Raw genomic sequence first — 13,677 nt, forward strand, 5'->3', positions numbered from 1 at the left:
ATTTAGGCGTGTTGTAGAGCGAGACTGATTAAAAAGTATTCACCCTCATCACGGTTGTTTTAAGTTTATGTAATGGAGTTCGCATGGCGACCGGAATTGTTAAGTGGTTCAATGATGCAAAAGGTTTTGGATTTATTAAGCCTGATGATGGTGAAGAAGAGTTGTTTGCGCATTTCAGCGCAATCACAATGCCTGGGTTTAAAACCCTTAAGGAAAACCAAAAGGTAACGTTTGATATTACCCAAGGTCCTAAAGGTAAGCAAGCTACTAACATCCAAGGTGCTTGATCGTCCCTAGATCATTATGAAAAACCCAGGACTTGTTCCTGGGTTTTTTTTCGCCTGCAATTTATTCCAACCATCAACAGCTTCAGTACTGACTATCCAACACATCATGCGCACACTTAAAGTCCTACTACTACTTTTCTCTTTGGCTACCGCCCTATTTACGGCACCCGTGTTTGCGCAACAAAATATAGGCCTGCAAAGCATCGAACTAAAAGTAGGCATCTACCGCATACAAGCCGAGCTGGCGGACTCACCCAAGGCACGTGAAATTGGCCTAATGAATCGCACAAGCATGGCAAGTAATTCAGGCATGCTATTTATTTTTGAACAAAAAGCAGGGCATTGCTTTTGGATGAACAATACTAAGATCCCACTGTCAATCGCATTTCTTGCAGATGATGGCAAGATCGTCAATATTGAGGAAATGCAGGCAGATACCACCAATAATCACTGCCCCAAGGTTGCTGTTCGCTATGCCCTGGAAATGAACAAGCAGTGGTTCTCAGATAGAGTACTGGTGCCCGGCACGGTCATTCAGGGCCTACCTAAAATCAGGTAGTTGGGCCTTGCACTGCAATAGCCACAAATAACAAACGCAGACTGAGGTCTGCGTTTTTCTTTTGCTACTGAACTACTGGTTTATCTCAACACTTAATCAAAGTGGCAAACGTAATGCACAGGTGACTCGGCACGGATAATGAAATAACCACCCTTTTCTACCTCCCAGCTTTGGCCCGCTTTAAATTCAAGCTCAGGAGCGCCATTGATACTAACAAACGCATTGCCATCGACCACTTCCATGATTTCCTTCACGGTGAGATCAAAGCGTAAGGTGCTGGGTAAAACTACGCCAACAGACTTACGAGTGCCATCTGCAAGAGTGACTGTGTGGGATACACATTTGCCATCAAAAAATACATTGGCTTTTTTAACTACTGAAACTTGATCAAATTGCATCTTTACACTTTCTTATTAGATGGTTAGCTATCTTGATATGACTCATAAATCATTATTTTTGAGCACGCTTACGTCTTGCCGTTTCAGCAATCCTCATGCGTAAAGCATTAAGCTTAATAAATCCACCGGCATCAGCCTGGTTATAAGCCCCGCCATCGTCATCAAAGGTTGCGATAGTCTGGTCGAACAAGGTATTGGCCGAGTCCCTGGAGATCACTGATATAGAACCCTTGTATAACTTCAAGCGCACCACACCATTCACCATCTGCTGGGTATGATCAATCAATGTCTGCAATGCAAGGCGCTCTGGCGCCCACCATAAGCCGTTATAAATCAGGCTGGCATAGCGTGGCATTAAATCATCTTTAAGGTGGGCTACTTCGCGATCTAAGGTAATACTTTCAATACCACGGTGGGCTTTGAGCAATATTGTGCCGCCGGGAGTTTCATAGCAGCCGCGACTCTTCATACCAACAAAACGATTTTCCACTAAATCTAAACGACCGATACCATGTATGCCACCAATACGATTGAGCTCAGCTAACAACTCATGTGGCTTAAAGGTCTTGCCATCAATAGCCACTGGATCACCAGCACGAAATTCAATTTCAATAATTTGTGCCGCATCTGGGGCTTTTTCAGGAGAGGTGGTCCAGCGCCACATAGCCTCTTCAGCTTCAGCATTAGGATTCTCTAAATGACGGCCTTCATAGCTGATATGCAAAAGATTGGCGTCCATGGAATAAGGTGAGCCGCCTTGCTTATGTTTCATCTCAACAGGAATACCGTGCTTTTCAGCATAGGCCATGAGCTTTTCACGGGAAAGTAGATCCCATTCGCGCCAAGGGGCAATAACTTTGATTCCCGGCTCTAAGGCGTAATAACCCAACTCAAAACGCACCTGATCATTGCCCTTACCTGTGGCGCCATGCGATACAGAATCGGCGCCAGTCTGGCGGGCGATCTCAATTTGACGCTTTGCAATTAAAGGACGTGCAATCGAGGTGCCCAACAAATACTCTCCCTCATAAATCGTATTGGCACGAAACATTGGGAACACAAAATCACGCACAAACTCTTCACGTAAATCATCAATAAAAATATTTTCTGGCTTGATGCCAAATTGCAAGGCCTTGGCACGCGCTGGCTCAAGCTCTTCACCCTGCCCAAGATCGGCAGTAAATGTCACGATCTCGCATTGATAAGTATCTTGAAGCCATTTCAAGATCACACTGGTGTCGAGACCACCGGAATACGCTAGAACTACTTTTTTAATATCAGACATAATTTCTATTCAATCAAAAATAAATTAATCTAAACGACCGCACAGCAAATACTCCATTAGCGCCTTTTGGACATGAAGGCGATTTTCGGCTTCCTCCCAAACAATACTCTGCGGCCCGTCAATCACTTCCGCCGAAACTTCTTCGCCTCGATGCGCCGGTAAGCAATGCATAAATAAGGCATCTGGTTTAGCGAGCCCCATCAGTTGTGTTGAAACCATCCACTCTTTAAAGGCATGCATTCGGGAAGTATTTTCAGCCTCATATCCCATACTGGTCCAAACATCCGTGGTCACTAAGTCAGCATCCTTGCATGCTTCTTTAGGGCTTGCGCAAACCGTTAAATGATTTAAAGCAGCGCTAGTTAATCTTGAGCTGTCTAACTGATATCCCTCTGGAGCAGAGAACCGTATCTGAAAGTCGAGGCACTCAGCCGCCTGTATCCAGGTATACGCCATATTATTGGCATCTCCTACCCAAGCAACTGTTTTACCTTGAATAGGGCCACGGGCCTCTACAAAAGTAAAGATATCTGCCAACACTTGGCATGGGTGATATTCGTTGGTCAAACCATTAATTACGGGAACACGGGAATTGGCCGCAAAACGCTCAATAATGTCCTGTCCGAAGGTGCGGATCATGATGATGTCGGTCATTCTGGATATCACCTGCGCAGCGTCCTCTACAGGCTCACCACGACCTAACTGGGTGTCGCGGGTATTAAGATAGACAGCGTGGCCACCAAGCTGGTGTATGCCCGCCTCAAAGGACAGGCGTGTACGGGTGGAATGCTTTTCAAAGATCATGGCTAGCGTGCGATCATGTAATGGATGCCAAGTCTCGTAACTCTTAAACTTCGTCTTTAACCAAGCAGAGCGCTTGAGTAAGTAAGCGTATTCTTCGCACGTCAGGTCAGCAAATTGCAAGTAATGCCTCACCTGGCCAGGAACTGGGGGCTTTGCCATAGATGTCATCATTGAGCTTTCTACTAGAGGTTTGGCTTGCATTTTTTGGAACTTCAAACTGCACTAATATAGTTACTAAAATTAACTTAAGATAATTACAAACTGTTAAGCTGAGTATTACTAATTTACTGCTACGTTCACATCGACGCCTTCATATCCACTCACACTTAAACCACAAAAAGCTTTTTATTCAGGGCATCACTACTGCCGGCAAGCCATTTCGCCCCAGTGACTGGGCCGAGCGTCTTTGCGGGGTAATGGCTCATTTTCGCCCACCAGGTGACATAGGCGATCCCCGCTTTACCTACTCACCTTATGTCAGACCAGTAGTCATTGCGCAGGTGAAATGCGTTGTGATTGACACCAGGCTAAGAGAGCTTGATCCAAGAGCGCTGGACTTTGTCTTGAATTTTGCTAAAGACAATCAGCTACCCATCGAAGAAGCGTGTGAGTTTGAACCAAAATTACCAACCTAGCCTTAAAAACAAAAACCCGCTCTGATAAGGAGCGGGCTTAGACTCAAATCACTAAAGAGCCTGCCTGAAACTGAACCGCTTTACGCAGCCATGGCCTTGATTGCTGCAGACAAACGTGACTTCTGACGTGAGGCTGTATTTTTGTGAGCAATTCTCTTATCCGCAATCTTGTCGATTGTTGATTGTGTTGCAGCAAATATTTTAGCTGCAGCATCTTTGTCACCAGTTTCAATAGCTTTTCGAACTGCCTTAATGGAAGTACGAAGCTTTGAACGCAAACTGGAGTTGTGCTCATTCTGTTTTACTGCCTGCCGTGCGCGTTTACGCGCTTGTGCGGTATTGGCCATCTTTAAACCTTGCTCTATAAAAAAATTACAAAATACGATTAACTGGAAATCTGCGTGGATTCGTCAATTTATAAGCTGACTCACCAAAACCCAAGATTTTACAGTAAAGCATCAAAAAAGCCCAGCCACCTGATAAATAGGTGAAAATCAGCCCATGAACCTGCTTTCCGCTGCCGCTAAAGTCAGCTCTCTCACCATGCTGTCCCGCATCACTGGGCTACTCAGAGAGACTTTGATCGCGCGCAGCTTTGGGACCTCAGAGTGGACAGATGCCTTTAACGTGGCCTTTAGGCTACCGAATCTATTACGCCGCCTCTTTGCTGAAGGGGCATTTTCACAGGCATTTGTGCCAATTTTAGGTGAAATTTCCAGTGAAGGGGGGCTGAAACAGTCCCAAATCCTCATTAATGCCGTTGCCACCCTCTTATTTTGGGCCTTATTGCTCACGGTATTCCTAGGGGTTATTGGCGCCCCATTGCTGATTTTAGTGATTGCTACAGGTTTTGTAGGTGGGCAAGCCTACGAAGCAAGTATTGTGATGACGCGCATTATGTTTCCCTATATCGGCCTCATTTCAATGGTGTCCCTCTCCGCAGGAATTCTGAACACCTTTGGGCGCTTTGCCATTCCGGCCTTTACGCCTGTTTTGTTAAATATTGCACTCATCACGAGCGCAATCTTCTTGTCCCCTTATTTAGACCAGCCGATTTACGCTCTCAGTATTGGCGTACTTTTAGGAGGAGTGTTGCAGCTAGCCATTCAAATTCCGGCTCTTGCACGAATTGGACTGCTCCCTCGGATTGGGCTTGTACCGGGGGCAATTAAGGCGGCAATGACAAATCCAGACGCCAGACGCGTCTTGAAACTGATGGGGCCTGCAGTCTTTGCCGTCTCTGTTGCTCAAATCTCCTTGCTCATTAATACCAATATTGCTTCACGCCTGCCTGCGGGTAGCGTGTCTTGGCTGTCTTATGCCGACCGTTTAATGGAATTTCCCACTGCACTCTTAGGCGTAGCGTTGGGAACCGTGCTACTACCCAGCTTGAGCAAAGCGAATGCCAAGAATGACCTAGTGCATGCTGGTGAATTACTGATCTGGGGTTTACAACTTACTTTTTTACTCGCGGCACCCTGCGCCATTGCACTCTTCATTTTTGGCGAACCCTTAGCGACCGTTCTGTATCACTATGGAAAATTTAATGCCCTGGATGTATTAATGACACAACGGGCATTGGCAGCCTATGGTATTGGGTTAATTGGGCTGATCCTCATTAAGATCTTAGCGCCCGGTTTTTATTCCAGACAGAATATTCGTACTCCAGTGAAAATTGGCTTATTGGTTTTGGTGGCAACACAATTAGCCAATCTCGTGTTTGTACCTTGGCTGGGGCACGCTGGTTTAGCCCTATCCATTGGAGTGGGTGCATGCCTTAACGCAGCGCTACTCTGGATAGGACTGCATCGCCTAGGCGCCCTTCCAAATGCAGCCTGGCTAAAGTATTTAAGTCAGCTCCTATTCGCCTTAATTCCCTTCACAATAGTGCTGTATTACGGCGCCAGTAGCCATAACTGGATTTCGCTGCAATCTACACCCTGGTTAAGAATAGGCATTTTGTCTCTATGGCTAGCTGCATCTGCGATCACCTATTTTCTTGCCTTAGGCCTAATAGGAATTCGCTGGCAAAAATTTCTTCGTCTTACAAAATAACTTTTATGCCCACACAACAACTTGATTATTTCACCTCCCTTGTTGCCGAGGATGAGCACTTTCCCTTGACTGAGGCAGCCATTGCCGTTGCCCAGCATGCTTATCCTGATCTTGATGTGCAAGGCGTATTAGATCAGCTAGACCAATGGGGCAAAAAACTCAAGACCCGCATTACTGTAGACACACCTCCCATGCAGCGTTTACAACTACTGAAGCATTTCTTTTACACCGAGTTAGGTTTTGGCCCTAACCCAAATGATTTCTATGCGCCTGAAAACTCTTATCTCCACCAGATGATTGAGAGCCGCCGTGGTATCCCTATCTCACTAGCAATCTTGATGATGGAGCTAGGTCAGCAAATAGAATTAAATATTCGTGGGGTCTCTTTTCCTAATCACTTTATGATGCGCATTTCTTTAAAGCAAGGCGAAATCATCATGGATCCCCTGAATGGGGACTCGCTATCGAAGAATCAATTACAGGAAATGCTAGATCCCTACCTCGATGCAAAAGGGTATCGAGATGAACTTAGTCTGCCACTCAACATCTTTCTGCGTGCCTCTAGCCCACGAGAAATCCTCTCGCGCTTTTTACGAAACCTGAAGATGATTTATTCAGAAGACGAGCGCTGGGAGCGCTTACTCGGAATACAAGAGCGTTTGGTAATCTTGCTCCCAGAGTCAATGGAGGAGGTGCGTGATCGCGGCCTGATCTTTGCCCAATTGGAATACATACGGCCTGCTATTGCTGATCTGCGCCGCTATCTTAGCGAAATGCCGGGTGCTGAGGATGTCGCCGATATTCGAGAGCACATCCTCAAGTTAGAAGGGCAAACAAAACTGCACTAGCGGCTTCTCGGCACTATTAATCTTTAGGCTTGCGCTGAAAGATTTTGTACAGGGCGGCAAGTACGATTGGCAAAGCAGCGGCGCCAATACCAATCAACACAATGACATTTAGATTCTGACGAATGATCGGGATGTTTCCAAAGAAATAGCCTGCTATTACTAAGCTAAATACCCATAACACTGCACCAGTGATGTTAAAGAATTGAAAGCGAGAGAAATTCATTTCTGATACGCCAGCAACAAACGGTGCAAAGGTTCTAATAATGGGCAAGAACCGTGCAACGATAATTGTTTTACCGCCATGCTTCTCATAAAAAGAATGTGTTTTACGAAGTGCGGCTTGATCAATCCAGCGTGATTTGCTACTAAATATTCTCTTGCCAATCCAGCGTCCAATAAAGTAATTTACTGTGTTGCCAGCGATAGCAGCGATCAACAAACCAATGCATAGCGTCCATAAATTAAAATGCTCGGTTGCGCAATAAGCCCCCGCGATAAATAATAAGGAATCGCCGGGTAAGAATGGGGCTATTACTAATCCTGTTTCCGCAAAGACAATCGCAAACAGCAATCCATAAGCCCAGTAGCCATATTGCTGAATCACCACATCCAAATGACGGTCGATGTGTAGCAGTAAATCGCTTAATTGCAATAAGGTATCAATCAACATTCACTCCTGTAATTGGATGCAAGAATATTAACAGCCTATTAATACCGCTCTAGCAATTTCGTTCCTATAATGACTCATGCAAACTGAACTCCACATTCAGCCTGTGCATTCCACTGACCAACTACCTACTCTTTGTATCGTTGGCCCCACAGGTTCAGGCAAAACCCATCTCGCTATGTCCTTAGCCGAGCGTGCGCAATCTATAGGCGCCACCATTGAATTGATCAGCATGGATTCTGCTCTGGTATATCGCGGTTTAGATATTGGTAGCGCAAAACCGACCAGCGCTGAACAAGCAGTAGTCCGGCATCACCTAATAGATATTTTGGAGCCAACCGAATCCTATTCGGCTGCGCGCTTTGCTAATGATGCTAAACGTCTTTGCGAAGAAATTCGTCAGCGCGGTCATATTCCTGTAATTGTGGGTGGAACGATGTTGTATTGGCGAGCCTGGGCCTATGGACTTTCTTCACTACCTCCTGCCAACCCAACTATCCGAGCACGTTTAGATGAGCAAGGCAAAGCAATGGGTTGGCCTGCAATGCATGATGAACTAGCTAAAGTAGATCCTGCGACTGCTGCACGACTTCAGCCAAATGATTCTCAACGCGTACAACGCGCCTTAGAGGTTTATGAGATCACCGGTCAACCGATGTCTTTTTTGCTGGCAAATTCCCCAAGTGAAGATGGCAGAGTAGGTTCAGTAATTCCTAAATGGATTAAATTGGTATCGCTAGAGCCAAATGACCGCTCGCGCCTACATCAGAATCTAGAAAAACGTTTTGATGAAATGCTCATCGGCGGACTCATTGCAGAAGTGGAAACATTACGTAAAAATCCAGCGCTACACGCTGATCTGCCGGCGATTCGGTCGGTAGGGTATCGACAAGTTTGGGAGTATTTAGCTGGAGAGGTTGACCATGCGAAAATGCGTAACAAGGCACTTGCAGCGACTAGACAGCTTGGTAAGCGGCAACTCACCTGGTTACGCGCGATGACTGGAAAAACGACCTTTGACTCCTTCAACCCTATCGAATTGAAGGCAGCCTTAGAGCATTGTCAGAAGATCCTATTTAAACAAGAACAACCCTAGATTTAAATCACAATCGTTTGTGGTGCCCCTGTTGGGCGCTCTACAACTTCACCGACGTTCCAGGCATTTAGGCCTTGAGTTTTCAGAAACTGAATGGCGGTGTCAGCCTGCTCTGCAGACACAATTACCACCATTCCAATGCCGCAGTTAAATACGCGTACCATTTCTGCATCAGCAACGCCACCCTTCATTTGCAACCATCTGAAAAGCTCTGGCATGACCCAGCTATCTCGGTGCAGTATTGCCTGGGTATTTTCAGGGAGGACACGGGGTACGTTATCGACTAAACCACCGCCGGTGATGTGAGCCATCCCCTTAACGTTGATTTCAGAAATCAGTTTGAGGAGTGGCTTGACATAAATTTCTGTTGGGGCCATCACCACATCACCTAATGGCCGACCCCCAAGATCATCGCTTGGCTTAGCGCCGGCACGCTCAATAATTTTGCGCACCAAAGAATAACCATTAGAGTGCGCGCCACTCGAACCTATCGCCAACACCACATCACCCGGGGCAATGGTTGCGCCAGTAATAATTTTGGACTTTTCAACCGCGCCCACTGCAAATCCGGCCAGATCGTATTCGCCGGGAGGATACATCCCAGGCATCTCCGCTGTTTCACCCCCAATGAGTGCGCAGCCTGAAAGCTCGCAACCCTTAGCAATGCCAGCAACTACGGTAGTCGCCGTATCTACCGATAACTTGCCACAAGCAAAGTAATCTAGAAAAAAGAGGGGTTCTGCACCCTGCACCAAAATGTCGTTCACACTCATTGCAACCAAGTCCTGACCAATCGTATCGTGGCGATTCCACTCAAAAGCCAGTCTCAGCTTAGTTCCCACACCATCGGTACCAGCTACCAATACCGGCTCCTGATAGCGCTTAGGCACCTCAAAGAGGGCCCCAAAGCCACCGATTCCAGCAAGCACGCCCTCACGCATGGTTTTTTTAGCAAGCGGCTTAATTCTGTCGACTAAAGCGTCGCCAGCGTCAATATCAACACCTGCATCGCGATAGGAAAGGCCATTTGAAGAAGAATTGGTAGATGAGGTCATAGTATCGATAGAAGATTAGTAAAAAGCAGGGCTTGGTCGTTAGAATCATTGAATTCTAGAGGATTCAAGTAAGATGACTGAAATTTTTACCCCTTTTCTGACCGCATTTATTTTGGCGTACGCTCTGCGCCCTTTTTCCCTATGGCTTGAACGCCATCGCCTGCCTCGCGCAGCTGCCGCTGGAATCGCCATGATTATTGGTCTGGGAATCGTGTTTTGCATCTTGAGCCTGTTTATTACGCTCCTCAAAACAGAGATTCCGCTCATCAAAACCCAATTTCCTGACTGGCTCCAGAACACACAAGCCTGGCTTGAGCCCAAATTAACGCAATTTCATGTCACTTTTGACTGGAGCCAACTCAAAGCGACTGCATCCCAGAAAATTACGGAGCATCTAAACGACAATTCTGACGCACTGATGTCCTCTACGGTAGAAACCGTGCTGATGTCAGGCAGCTCTGTTATCGCCGGCTTTGTCAATGCCGTGTTGATTCTGTTTGTCATGTTTTATTTATTAATCGACTGGGATCATTTTTTTAGCTTAATTAAAAAATTGATGCCTGTACGCGCGCAAGAAACCGTCCACCATCTAGCAATGCATGCAGATGGCTTGTTGTCACAGTATCTAAGGGGCATGATCATCGTGATCTCCATCATGTCTGTTTTTTATAGTGCCGGCTTGAGTTTTCTTGGAATTAAAGGCGCCATCGCACTTGGCGTATTTACGGCCCTCATGATCGTGATTCCTTACATCGGCATTACGATTGGCTTCACCCTAGCCGTCTTTGCTGCGCTTCTTCAATTTGGCCCTGGAAATGAGTTACTTGGTGTGCTCATTATTTACAGCCTAGGACAATTTTTAGAGGGCTTCTTTCTAACGCCCCGTCTTGTCGGTGAACGTATTGGCTTGCACCCCGTAGCAGTACTCTTCGCCCTACTCTTATTCGGTAAATTATTTGGGTTTTTTGGCATCCTGCTTGCCCTACCCATTAGCGCAGTCGGATTAGTGGTTCTTCAGTACGCCTGGTCTCGCTATACGCAAAGCACCTGGTATCAACGATAAATCATCGCAGTAATGAATAAAGATCTGCTACCACGCCAATTTGCGCTTGATATTGCCCAAGCACCTAAACCCAGCCTCAGTAATTTTTTGACTGGGGAAAATGCTGCTCTCCACTCCACACTCCAAGATGTAGTGAAAGCTTGGGAATTAAAGCAAGCTAGACCAGCCGGAGAAAATGCCCTCAATCAACGCTGGATGTATTGGTGGGGCGCAGAGGGCTCAGGACGCACGCACCTATTAGATAGCCTAGCCAATGCAGCGCAAGTACTCGGTTTCCAGCACTTTGCATTGAACCCAAATGAACCTAGCACCTGGGTCAAATTAGAGGATCAACTGACAAACCTTGGCGCCAGCCATTCGGCGTCCGTCATCACTGTAGATGATGTGGATTGCTTGAATGACCGCCTAGTTGCCTCCCTGTTTCGTATTTTGAATGCCGTTCAAGCTAGCCAAGCAATGTATATTTTTATGGCGGGCAACGCAGCTCCGGGCGCCCTAAAGTTGAGGGAAGACCTGCGTACCCGCCTGGGATGGGGTTTGGTGTTTCAGACCCATGCATTGGGAGATGATGAGAAAATACAAGCCTTAGAGCAGTCAGCGCAAGCTCGGGGCTTAGTTTTGTCACCAGAGGTCTTGCCTTGGTTACTCAATCATTTTTATCGCGATATGCCTAGCTTAATGGCCTTAATCGATGCTTTGGATGCATATTCCCTAGAGACCAAACGTGCTGTCACCCTTCCGCTAGTAAGAACGCTTTTAGAAACGAAATAAATATTCATGACCCGACTTGCCCTATTCGACCTTGACCATACCCTGTTGCCTTGCGACAGCGACTACGAGTGGGGTCAATTCTTGGCGCGCATTGGCGTAGTCGATAGTCAATACTATGCCCAGCAAAATGAGCGCTTCTATCAAGACTATAAAGAAGGCACACTCGACATTCAGGCATTTTTACGCTTTGCCCTAAAGCCACTTTCGCAGCACTCTCGCGCTCAACTCAAAGAGTGGCATGATGCTTTTATGCAAGAAGTAATTACCGGCCAAGTGCGTCAACAGGCTCTTGATTTAGTGAAGCGCCATCAAGATGCCGGGGACTTATGTTGTGTAGTAACAGCTACTAATAGCTTTGTAACGCGCCCCATCGTAGAAAGCTTTGGTATTGAGCATTTACTTGCAACCGAACCAGCCACATTAGGAGGGGACCCCCTGGCAGCCTTCACCGGCGAAGTTCAGGGAATTCCGAATTTTCGAGAAGGTAAAATCCACCGAGTGCATGATTGGCTTACTAGTCAGCATTTAGTACTAGATCAGCTACCTTGCAGTTATTTTTATTCAGACTCCATGAACGATTTACCACTCCTGGAAAGTGTAAGCAACCCTGTTGCTACTAATCCAGATACTCGACTACGCAACGAAGCCTTGAAGCGTCATTGGCCCATACTTGAACTGTTTGCATGATTACAAAATTGATTAACCGTATTTTGCGTCGTGACCCTATGGTGCGACATACCGTAGCCCATACTTCTGGCGCACCAAAACGGGTGCCTAAAAAATCCCATCGCATTGACCCAAACCTACTCTCTAAAAATGCCGTTAAAGTCACGCATACTTTGCAGCAGGCTGGTTATGATGCCTTCATTGTAGGGGGCGCAGTAAGAGATCTTGCTCTAGGCATTGGCCCTAAGGATTTTGATGTGGCAACCAATGCAACACCCGAGCAAGTTCAAAAACTATTTCGTAAATCTCGCTTAATTGGTCGACGCTTTCAGATTGTGCACGTAACTTTCTTCGGTAAAAGCCAGCCAGAAATTATTGAAGTCTCTACCTTTAGAGCTTTACTAGAAAACGCTGGTGAGCATGTTGCAGAAAATGGCCGCATTTTACGAGACAACGTATGGGGAAGTCAGCATGAAGATGCTGCACGCCGTGATTTCACAATCAATGCAATGTACTACGACCCAGCCACCGAAACTGTCCTTGATTACCACGGCGGCATGGCCGATATGCAAAAGAAAACCTTGCGCATGATTGGAGAGCCAGCAAAACGGTATCGAGAAGATCCGATTCGCATGTTGCGTGCTATTCGTTTTGCTGCAAAAACCGGGTTTACCTTGGATACCGCAACACATGCACCGATCGCTCAGTTAGGCAAACTCATACAGGATGTCCCGTCAGCACGTCTCTTTGATGAAATTCTAAAGCTCTTGATGTCAGGCTATTCCTGGGCAGCCATACAGGGTCTGCGTAATGCAGGATTACATCACGGACTACTTCCGCTGCTTGATTCTATTTTGGATAACAAAGTAAGCTCTAAAGAAGCTAAAGACTTTGTACGTATTGCCCTAGAGAACACGGATCATCGCATTCAGTCAGGCAAAAGCGTATCCGCTGGATTCTTATTTGCTACCTTGCTATGGCCAGACCTCTTGAGCAACTGGAAAAAGAATATCGCAGCAGGACTTTCTAATATTCCCGCACTTCATGATGCTATGGATGAAACGATTGCCAGCCAAAGTAATGGTATGACGATTCAAAGACGCTTTGAGAGCGATATGCGAGAAATTTGGTCTATGCAGCCCCGCTTTGAAAAGCGTGTAGGTCGCTACCCATATCGCCTGATTGAATCACCACGTTTTAGAGCGGGTTATGACTTTTTGCTGCTCCGCTGCGCCAATGGAGAGCAAAACCCTGCTTTAGGCCAATGGTGGACCGACTTCATCGGCGCTGACCCTACAGGTCAAGATGCCTTAATGGCAAACGTGAAGAACGATAGTGGCAATCCTGCTGCACCAGCCAAGCGGCGTCGGCGCAGAAAAGCCAAAATAGCAGCGCCTTCTGAAGATACGGCAAGCTAAGCAGACTTGAGAAAAACTCTGTAAAGTCTTTTTAATACCAATTAATCAACTTTTTTACTGTTTGGAATAC

General features: G+C 46.4%; 16 protein-coding genes. 10 read left to right on the top strand and 6 right to left on the bottom strand.

Going from position 1 to position 13,677, the window contains the following annotated elements; all coding sequences use genetic code 11:
* The first annotated feature begins 83 nt into the window (after nucleotides 1-83).
* Nucleotides 84-287, top strand: coding sequence for a cold-shock protein (locus tag B0G85_RS06500; RefSeq protein WP_096672093.1), 204 nt, complete (start codon nucleotides 84-86; stop codon nucleotides 285-287).
* 106 nt (nucleotides 288-393) lie between these two features.
* Nucleotides 394-846: a DUF192 domain-containing protein gene (locus B0G85_RS06505; RefSeq protein ID WP_100379934.1), complete on the top strand. Its 453-nt coding sequence runs from the start codon at nucleotides 394-396 to the stop codon at nucleotides 844-846.
* A 92-nt stretch (nucleotides 847-938) separates the two neighbouring features.
* On the opposite strand, the gene ppnP is transcribed toward B0G85_RS06505, so the two are convergent.
* The 3 genes from ppnP to argF are packed head-to-tail and all read right to left on the bottom strand — an operon-like array spanning nucleotide 939 to nucleotide 3,492.
* Nucleotides 939-1,244: a pyrimidine/purine nucleoside phosphorylase gene (gene ppnP, locus B0G85_RS06510; protein ID WP_100379647.1), complete on the bottom strand. Its 306-nt coding sequence runs from the start codon at nucleotides 1,242-1,244 to the stop codon at nucleotides 939-941.
* Between the two features lie 52 nt (nucleotides 1,245-1,296).
* Nucleotides 1,297-2,529, bottom strand: coding sequence for an argininosuccinate synthase (locus B0G85_RS06515; RefSeq protein WP_100379648.1), 1,233 nt, complete (start codon nucleotides 2,527-2,529; stop codon nucleotides 1,297-1,299).
* A 24-nt stretch (nucleotides 2,530-2,553) separates the two neighbouring features.
* Nucleotides 2,554-3,492, bottom strand: coding sequence for an ornithine carbamoyltransferase (gene argF / locus B0G85_RS06520; RefSeq protein WP_232725975.1), 939 nt, complete (start codon nucleotides 3,490-3,492; stop codon nucleotides 2,554-2,556).
* A 155-nt stretch (nucleotides 3,493-3,647) separates the two neighbouring features.
* Here argF and B0G85_RS06525 point away from each other — a divergent pair, with 155 nt between their 5' ends.
* Entirely contained in the window at nucleotides 3,648-3,968 is a 321-nt protein-coding gene (locus B0G85_RS06525) for a DUF3579 domain-containing protein (protein ID WP_100379650.1), read from the top strand.
* An 80-nt stretch (nucleotides 3,969-4,048) separates the two neighbouring features.
* Here B0G85_RS06525 and rpsT read toward each other — a convergent pair whose 3' ends face one another.
* On the bottom strand, nucleotides 4,049-4,315 hold the full coding sequence (gene rpsT, locus B0G85_RS06530) for a 30S ribosomal protein S20 (RefSeq protein WP_100379651.1): 267 nt from the start codon (nucleotides 4,313-4,315) through the stop codon (nucleotides 4,049-4,051).
* Nucleotides 4,316-4,469: 154 nt separating this feature from the next.
* On the opposite strand from rpsT, the gene murJ reads away from it, so the two are divergent.
* Complete coding sequence (murJ, locus tag B0G85_RS06535; protein WP_100379652.1) at nucleotides 4,470-6,023, top strand: murein biosynthesis integral membrane protein MurJ; 1,554 nt, start codon at nucleotides 4,470-4,472, stop codon at nucleotides 6,021-6,023.
* 5 nt (nucleotides 6,024-6,028) lie between these two features.
* Nucleotides 6,029-6,871, top strand: a complete 843-nt coding sequence (locus B0G85_RS06540; RefSeq protein ID WP_100379653.1) for a SirB1 family protein — start codon at nucleotides 6,029-6,031, stop codon at nucleotides 6,869-6,871.
* A 16-nt stretch (nucleotides 6,872-6,887) separates the two neighbouring features.
* Here the strand turns inward: B0G85_RS06540 and B0G85_RS06545 are convergent, their stop codons facing one another.
* Nucleotides 6,888-7,541 (bottom strand): VTT domain-containing protein, encoded by a 654-nt coding sequence (locus B0G85_RS06545; RefSeq protein WP_100379654.1) that lies wholly within the window; start codon nucleotides 7,539-7,541, stop codon nucleotides 6,888-6,890.
* Between the two features lie 76 nt (nucleotides 7,542-7,617).
* On the opposite strand from B0G85_RS06545, the gene miaA reads away from it, so the two are divergent.
* Nucleotides 7,618-8,634, top strand: a complete 1,017-nt coding sequence (gene miaA / locus B0G85_RS06550) for a tRNA (adenosine(37)-N6)-dimethylallyltransferase MiaA (protein WP_100379655.1) — start codon at nucleotides 7,618-7,620, stop codon at nucleotides 8,632-8,634.
* Nucleotides 8,635-8,636: 2 nt separating this feature from the next.
* Here the strand turns inward: miaA and purM are convergent, their stop codons facing one another.
* The gene (gene purM, locus B0G85_RS06555; RefSeq protein ID WP_100379656.1) at nucleotides 8,637-9,689 is read right to left on the bottom strand and encodes a phosphoribosylformylglycinamidine cyclo-ligase; all 1,053 of its coding nucleotides are present in this window, start codon (nucleotides 9,687-9,689) and stop codon (nucleotides 8,637-8,639) included.
* Between the two features lie 73 nt (nucleotides 9,690-9,762).
* Here purM and B0G85_RS06560 point away from each other — a divergent pair, with 73 nt between their 5' ends.
* Genes B0G85_RS06560 through pcnB form a run of 4 tightly spaced genes read left to right on the top strand, consistent with a single transcriptional unit; the run spans nucleotide 9,763 to nucleotide 13,607 of the window.
* Nucleotides 9,763-10,752, top strand: a complete 990-nt coding sequence (locus tag B0G85_RS06560; RefSeq protein ID WP_100379657.1) for an AI-2E family transporter — start codon at nucleotides 9,763-9,765, stop codon at nucleotides 10,750-10,752.
* Nucleotides 10,753-10,764: 12 nt separating this feature from the next.
* Nucleotides 10,765-11,523 carry a DnaA regulatory inactivator Hda gene (hda, locus tag B0G85_RS06565; RefSeq protein WP_100379658.1) on the top strand — a complete coding sequence of 253 codons (759 nt, stop codon included), beginning with the start codon at nucleotides 10,765-10,767 and terminating at the stop codon, nucleotides 11,521-11,523.
* Between the two features lie 6 nt (nucleotides 11,524-11,529).
* On the top strand, nucleotides 11,530-12,210 hold the full coding sequence (locus B0G85_RS06570; RefSeq protein ID WP_100379659.1) for a histidinol-phosphatase: 681 nt from the start codon (nucleotides 11,530-11,532) through the stop codon (nucleotides 12,208-12,210).
* The gene (pcnB, locus tag B0G85_RS06575) at nucleotides 12,207-13,607 is read left to right on the top strand and encodes a polynucleotide adenylyltransferase PcnB (protein ID WP_100379660.1); all 1,401 of its coding nucleotides are present in this window, start codon (nucleotides 12,207-12,209) and stop codon (nucleotides 13,605-13,607) included. Before B0G85_RS06570 ends, pcnB begins: the two co-directional genes overlap by 4 nt.
* The last annotated feature ends 70 nt before the right edge of the window (nucleotides 13,608-13,677 follow it).

Source organism: Polynucleobacter brandtiae (genome assembly GCF_002797575.1).
Lineage (GTDB): Bacteria > Pseudomonadota > Gammaproteobacteria > Burkholderiales > Burkholderiaceae > Polynucleobacter > Polynucleobacter brandtiae.

Excerpts from the sequence above, each read along its gene's own strand:
- B0G85_RS06515 (WP_100379648.1), bottom strand. The coding sequence starts at position 2,529 with ATGTCTGATATTAAAAAAGTAGTTCTAGCGTATTCCGGTGGTCTCGAC.
- B0G85_RS06545 (WP_100379654.1), bottom strand. The coding sequence starts at position 7,541 with ATGTTGATTGATACCTTATTGCAATTAAGCGATTTACTGCTACACATC.
- ppnP (WP_100379647.1), bottom strand. The coding sequence starts at position 1,244 with ATGCAATTTGATCAAGTTTCAGTAGTTAAAAAAGCCAATGTATTTTTT.
- murJ (WP_100379652.1), top strand. The coding sequence starts at position 4,470 with ATGAACCTGCTTTCCGCTGCCGCTAAAGTCAGCTCTCTCACCATGCTG.
- miaA (WP_100379655.1), top strand. The coding sequence starts at position 7,618 with ATGCAAACTGAACTCCACATTCAGCCTGTGCATTCCACTGACCAACTA.
- rpsT (WP_100379651.1), bottom strand. The coding sequence starts at position 4,315 with ATGGCCAATACCGCACAAGCGCGTAAACGCGCACGGCAGGCAGTAAAA.
- B0G85_RS06500 (WP_096672093.1), top strand. The coding sequence starts at position 84 with ATGGCGACCGGAATTGTTAAGTGGTTCAATGATGCAAAAGGTTTTGGA.
- pcnB (WP_100379660.1), top strand. The coding sequence starts at position 12,207 with ATGATTACAAAATTGATTAACCGTATTTTGCGTCGTGACCCTATGGTG.
- purM (WP_100379656.1), bottom strand. The coding sequence starts at position 9,689 with ATGACCTCATCTACCAATTCTTCTTCAAATGGCCTTTCCTATCGCGAT.
- B0G85_RS06560 (WP_100379657.1), top strand. The coding sequence starts at position 9,763 with ATGACTGAAATTTTTACCCCTTTTCTGACCGCATTTATTTTGGCGTAC.
- B0G85_RS06570 (WP_100379659.1), top strand. The coding sequence starts at position 11,530 with ATGACCCGACTTGCCCTATTCGACCTTGACCATACCCTGTTGCCTTGC.
- B0G85_RS06505 (WP_100379934.1), top strand. The coding sequence starts at position 394 with ATGCGCACACTTAAAGTCCTACTACTACTTTTCTCTTTGGCTACCGCC.
- argF (WP_232725975.1), bottom strand. The coding sequence starts at position 3,492 with ATGGCAAAGCCCCCAGTTCCTGGCCAGGTGAGGCATTACTTGCAATTT.
- B0G85_RS06540 (WP_100379653.1), top strand. The coding sequence starts at position 6,029 with ATGCCCACACAACAACTTGATTATTTCACCTCCCTTGTTGCCGAGGAT.
- hda (WP_100379658.1), top strand. The coding sequence starts at position 10,765 with ATGAATAAAGATCTGCTACCACGCCAATTTGCGCTTGATATTGCCCAA.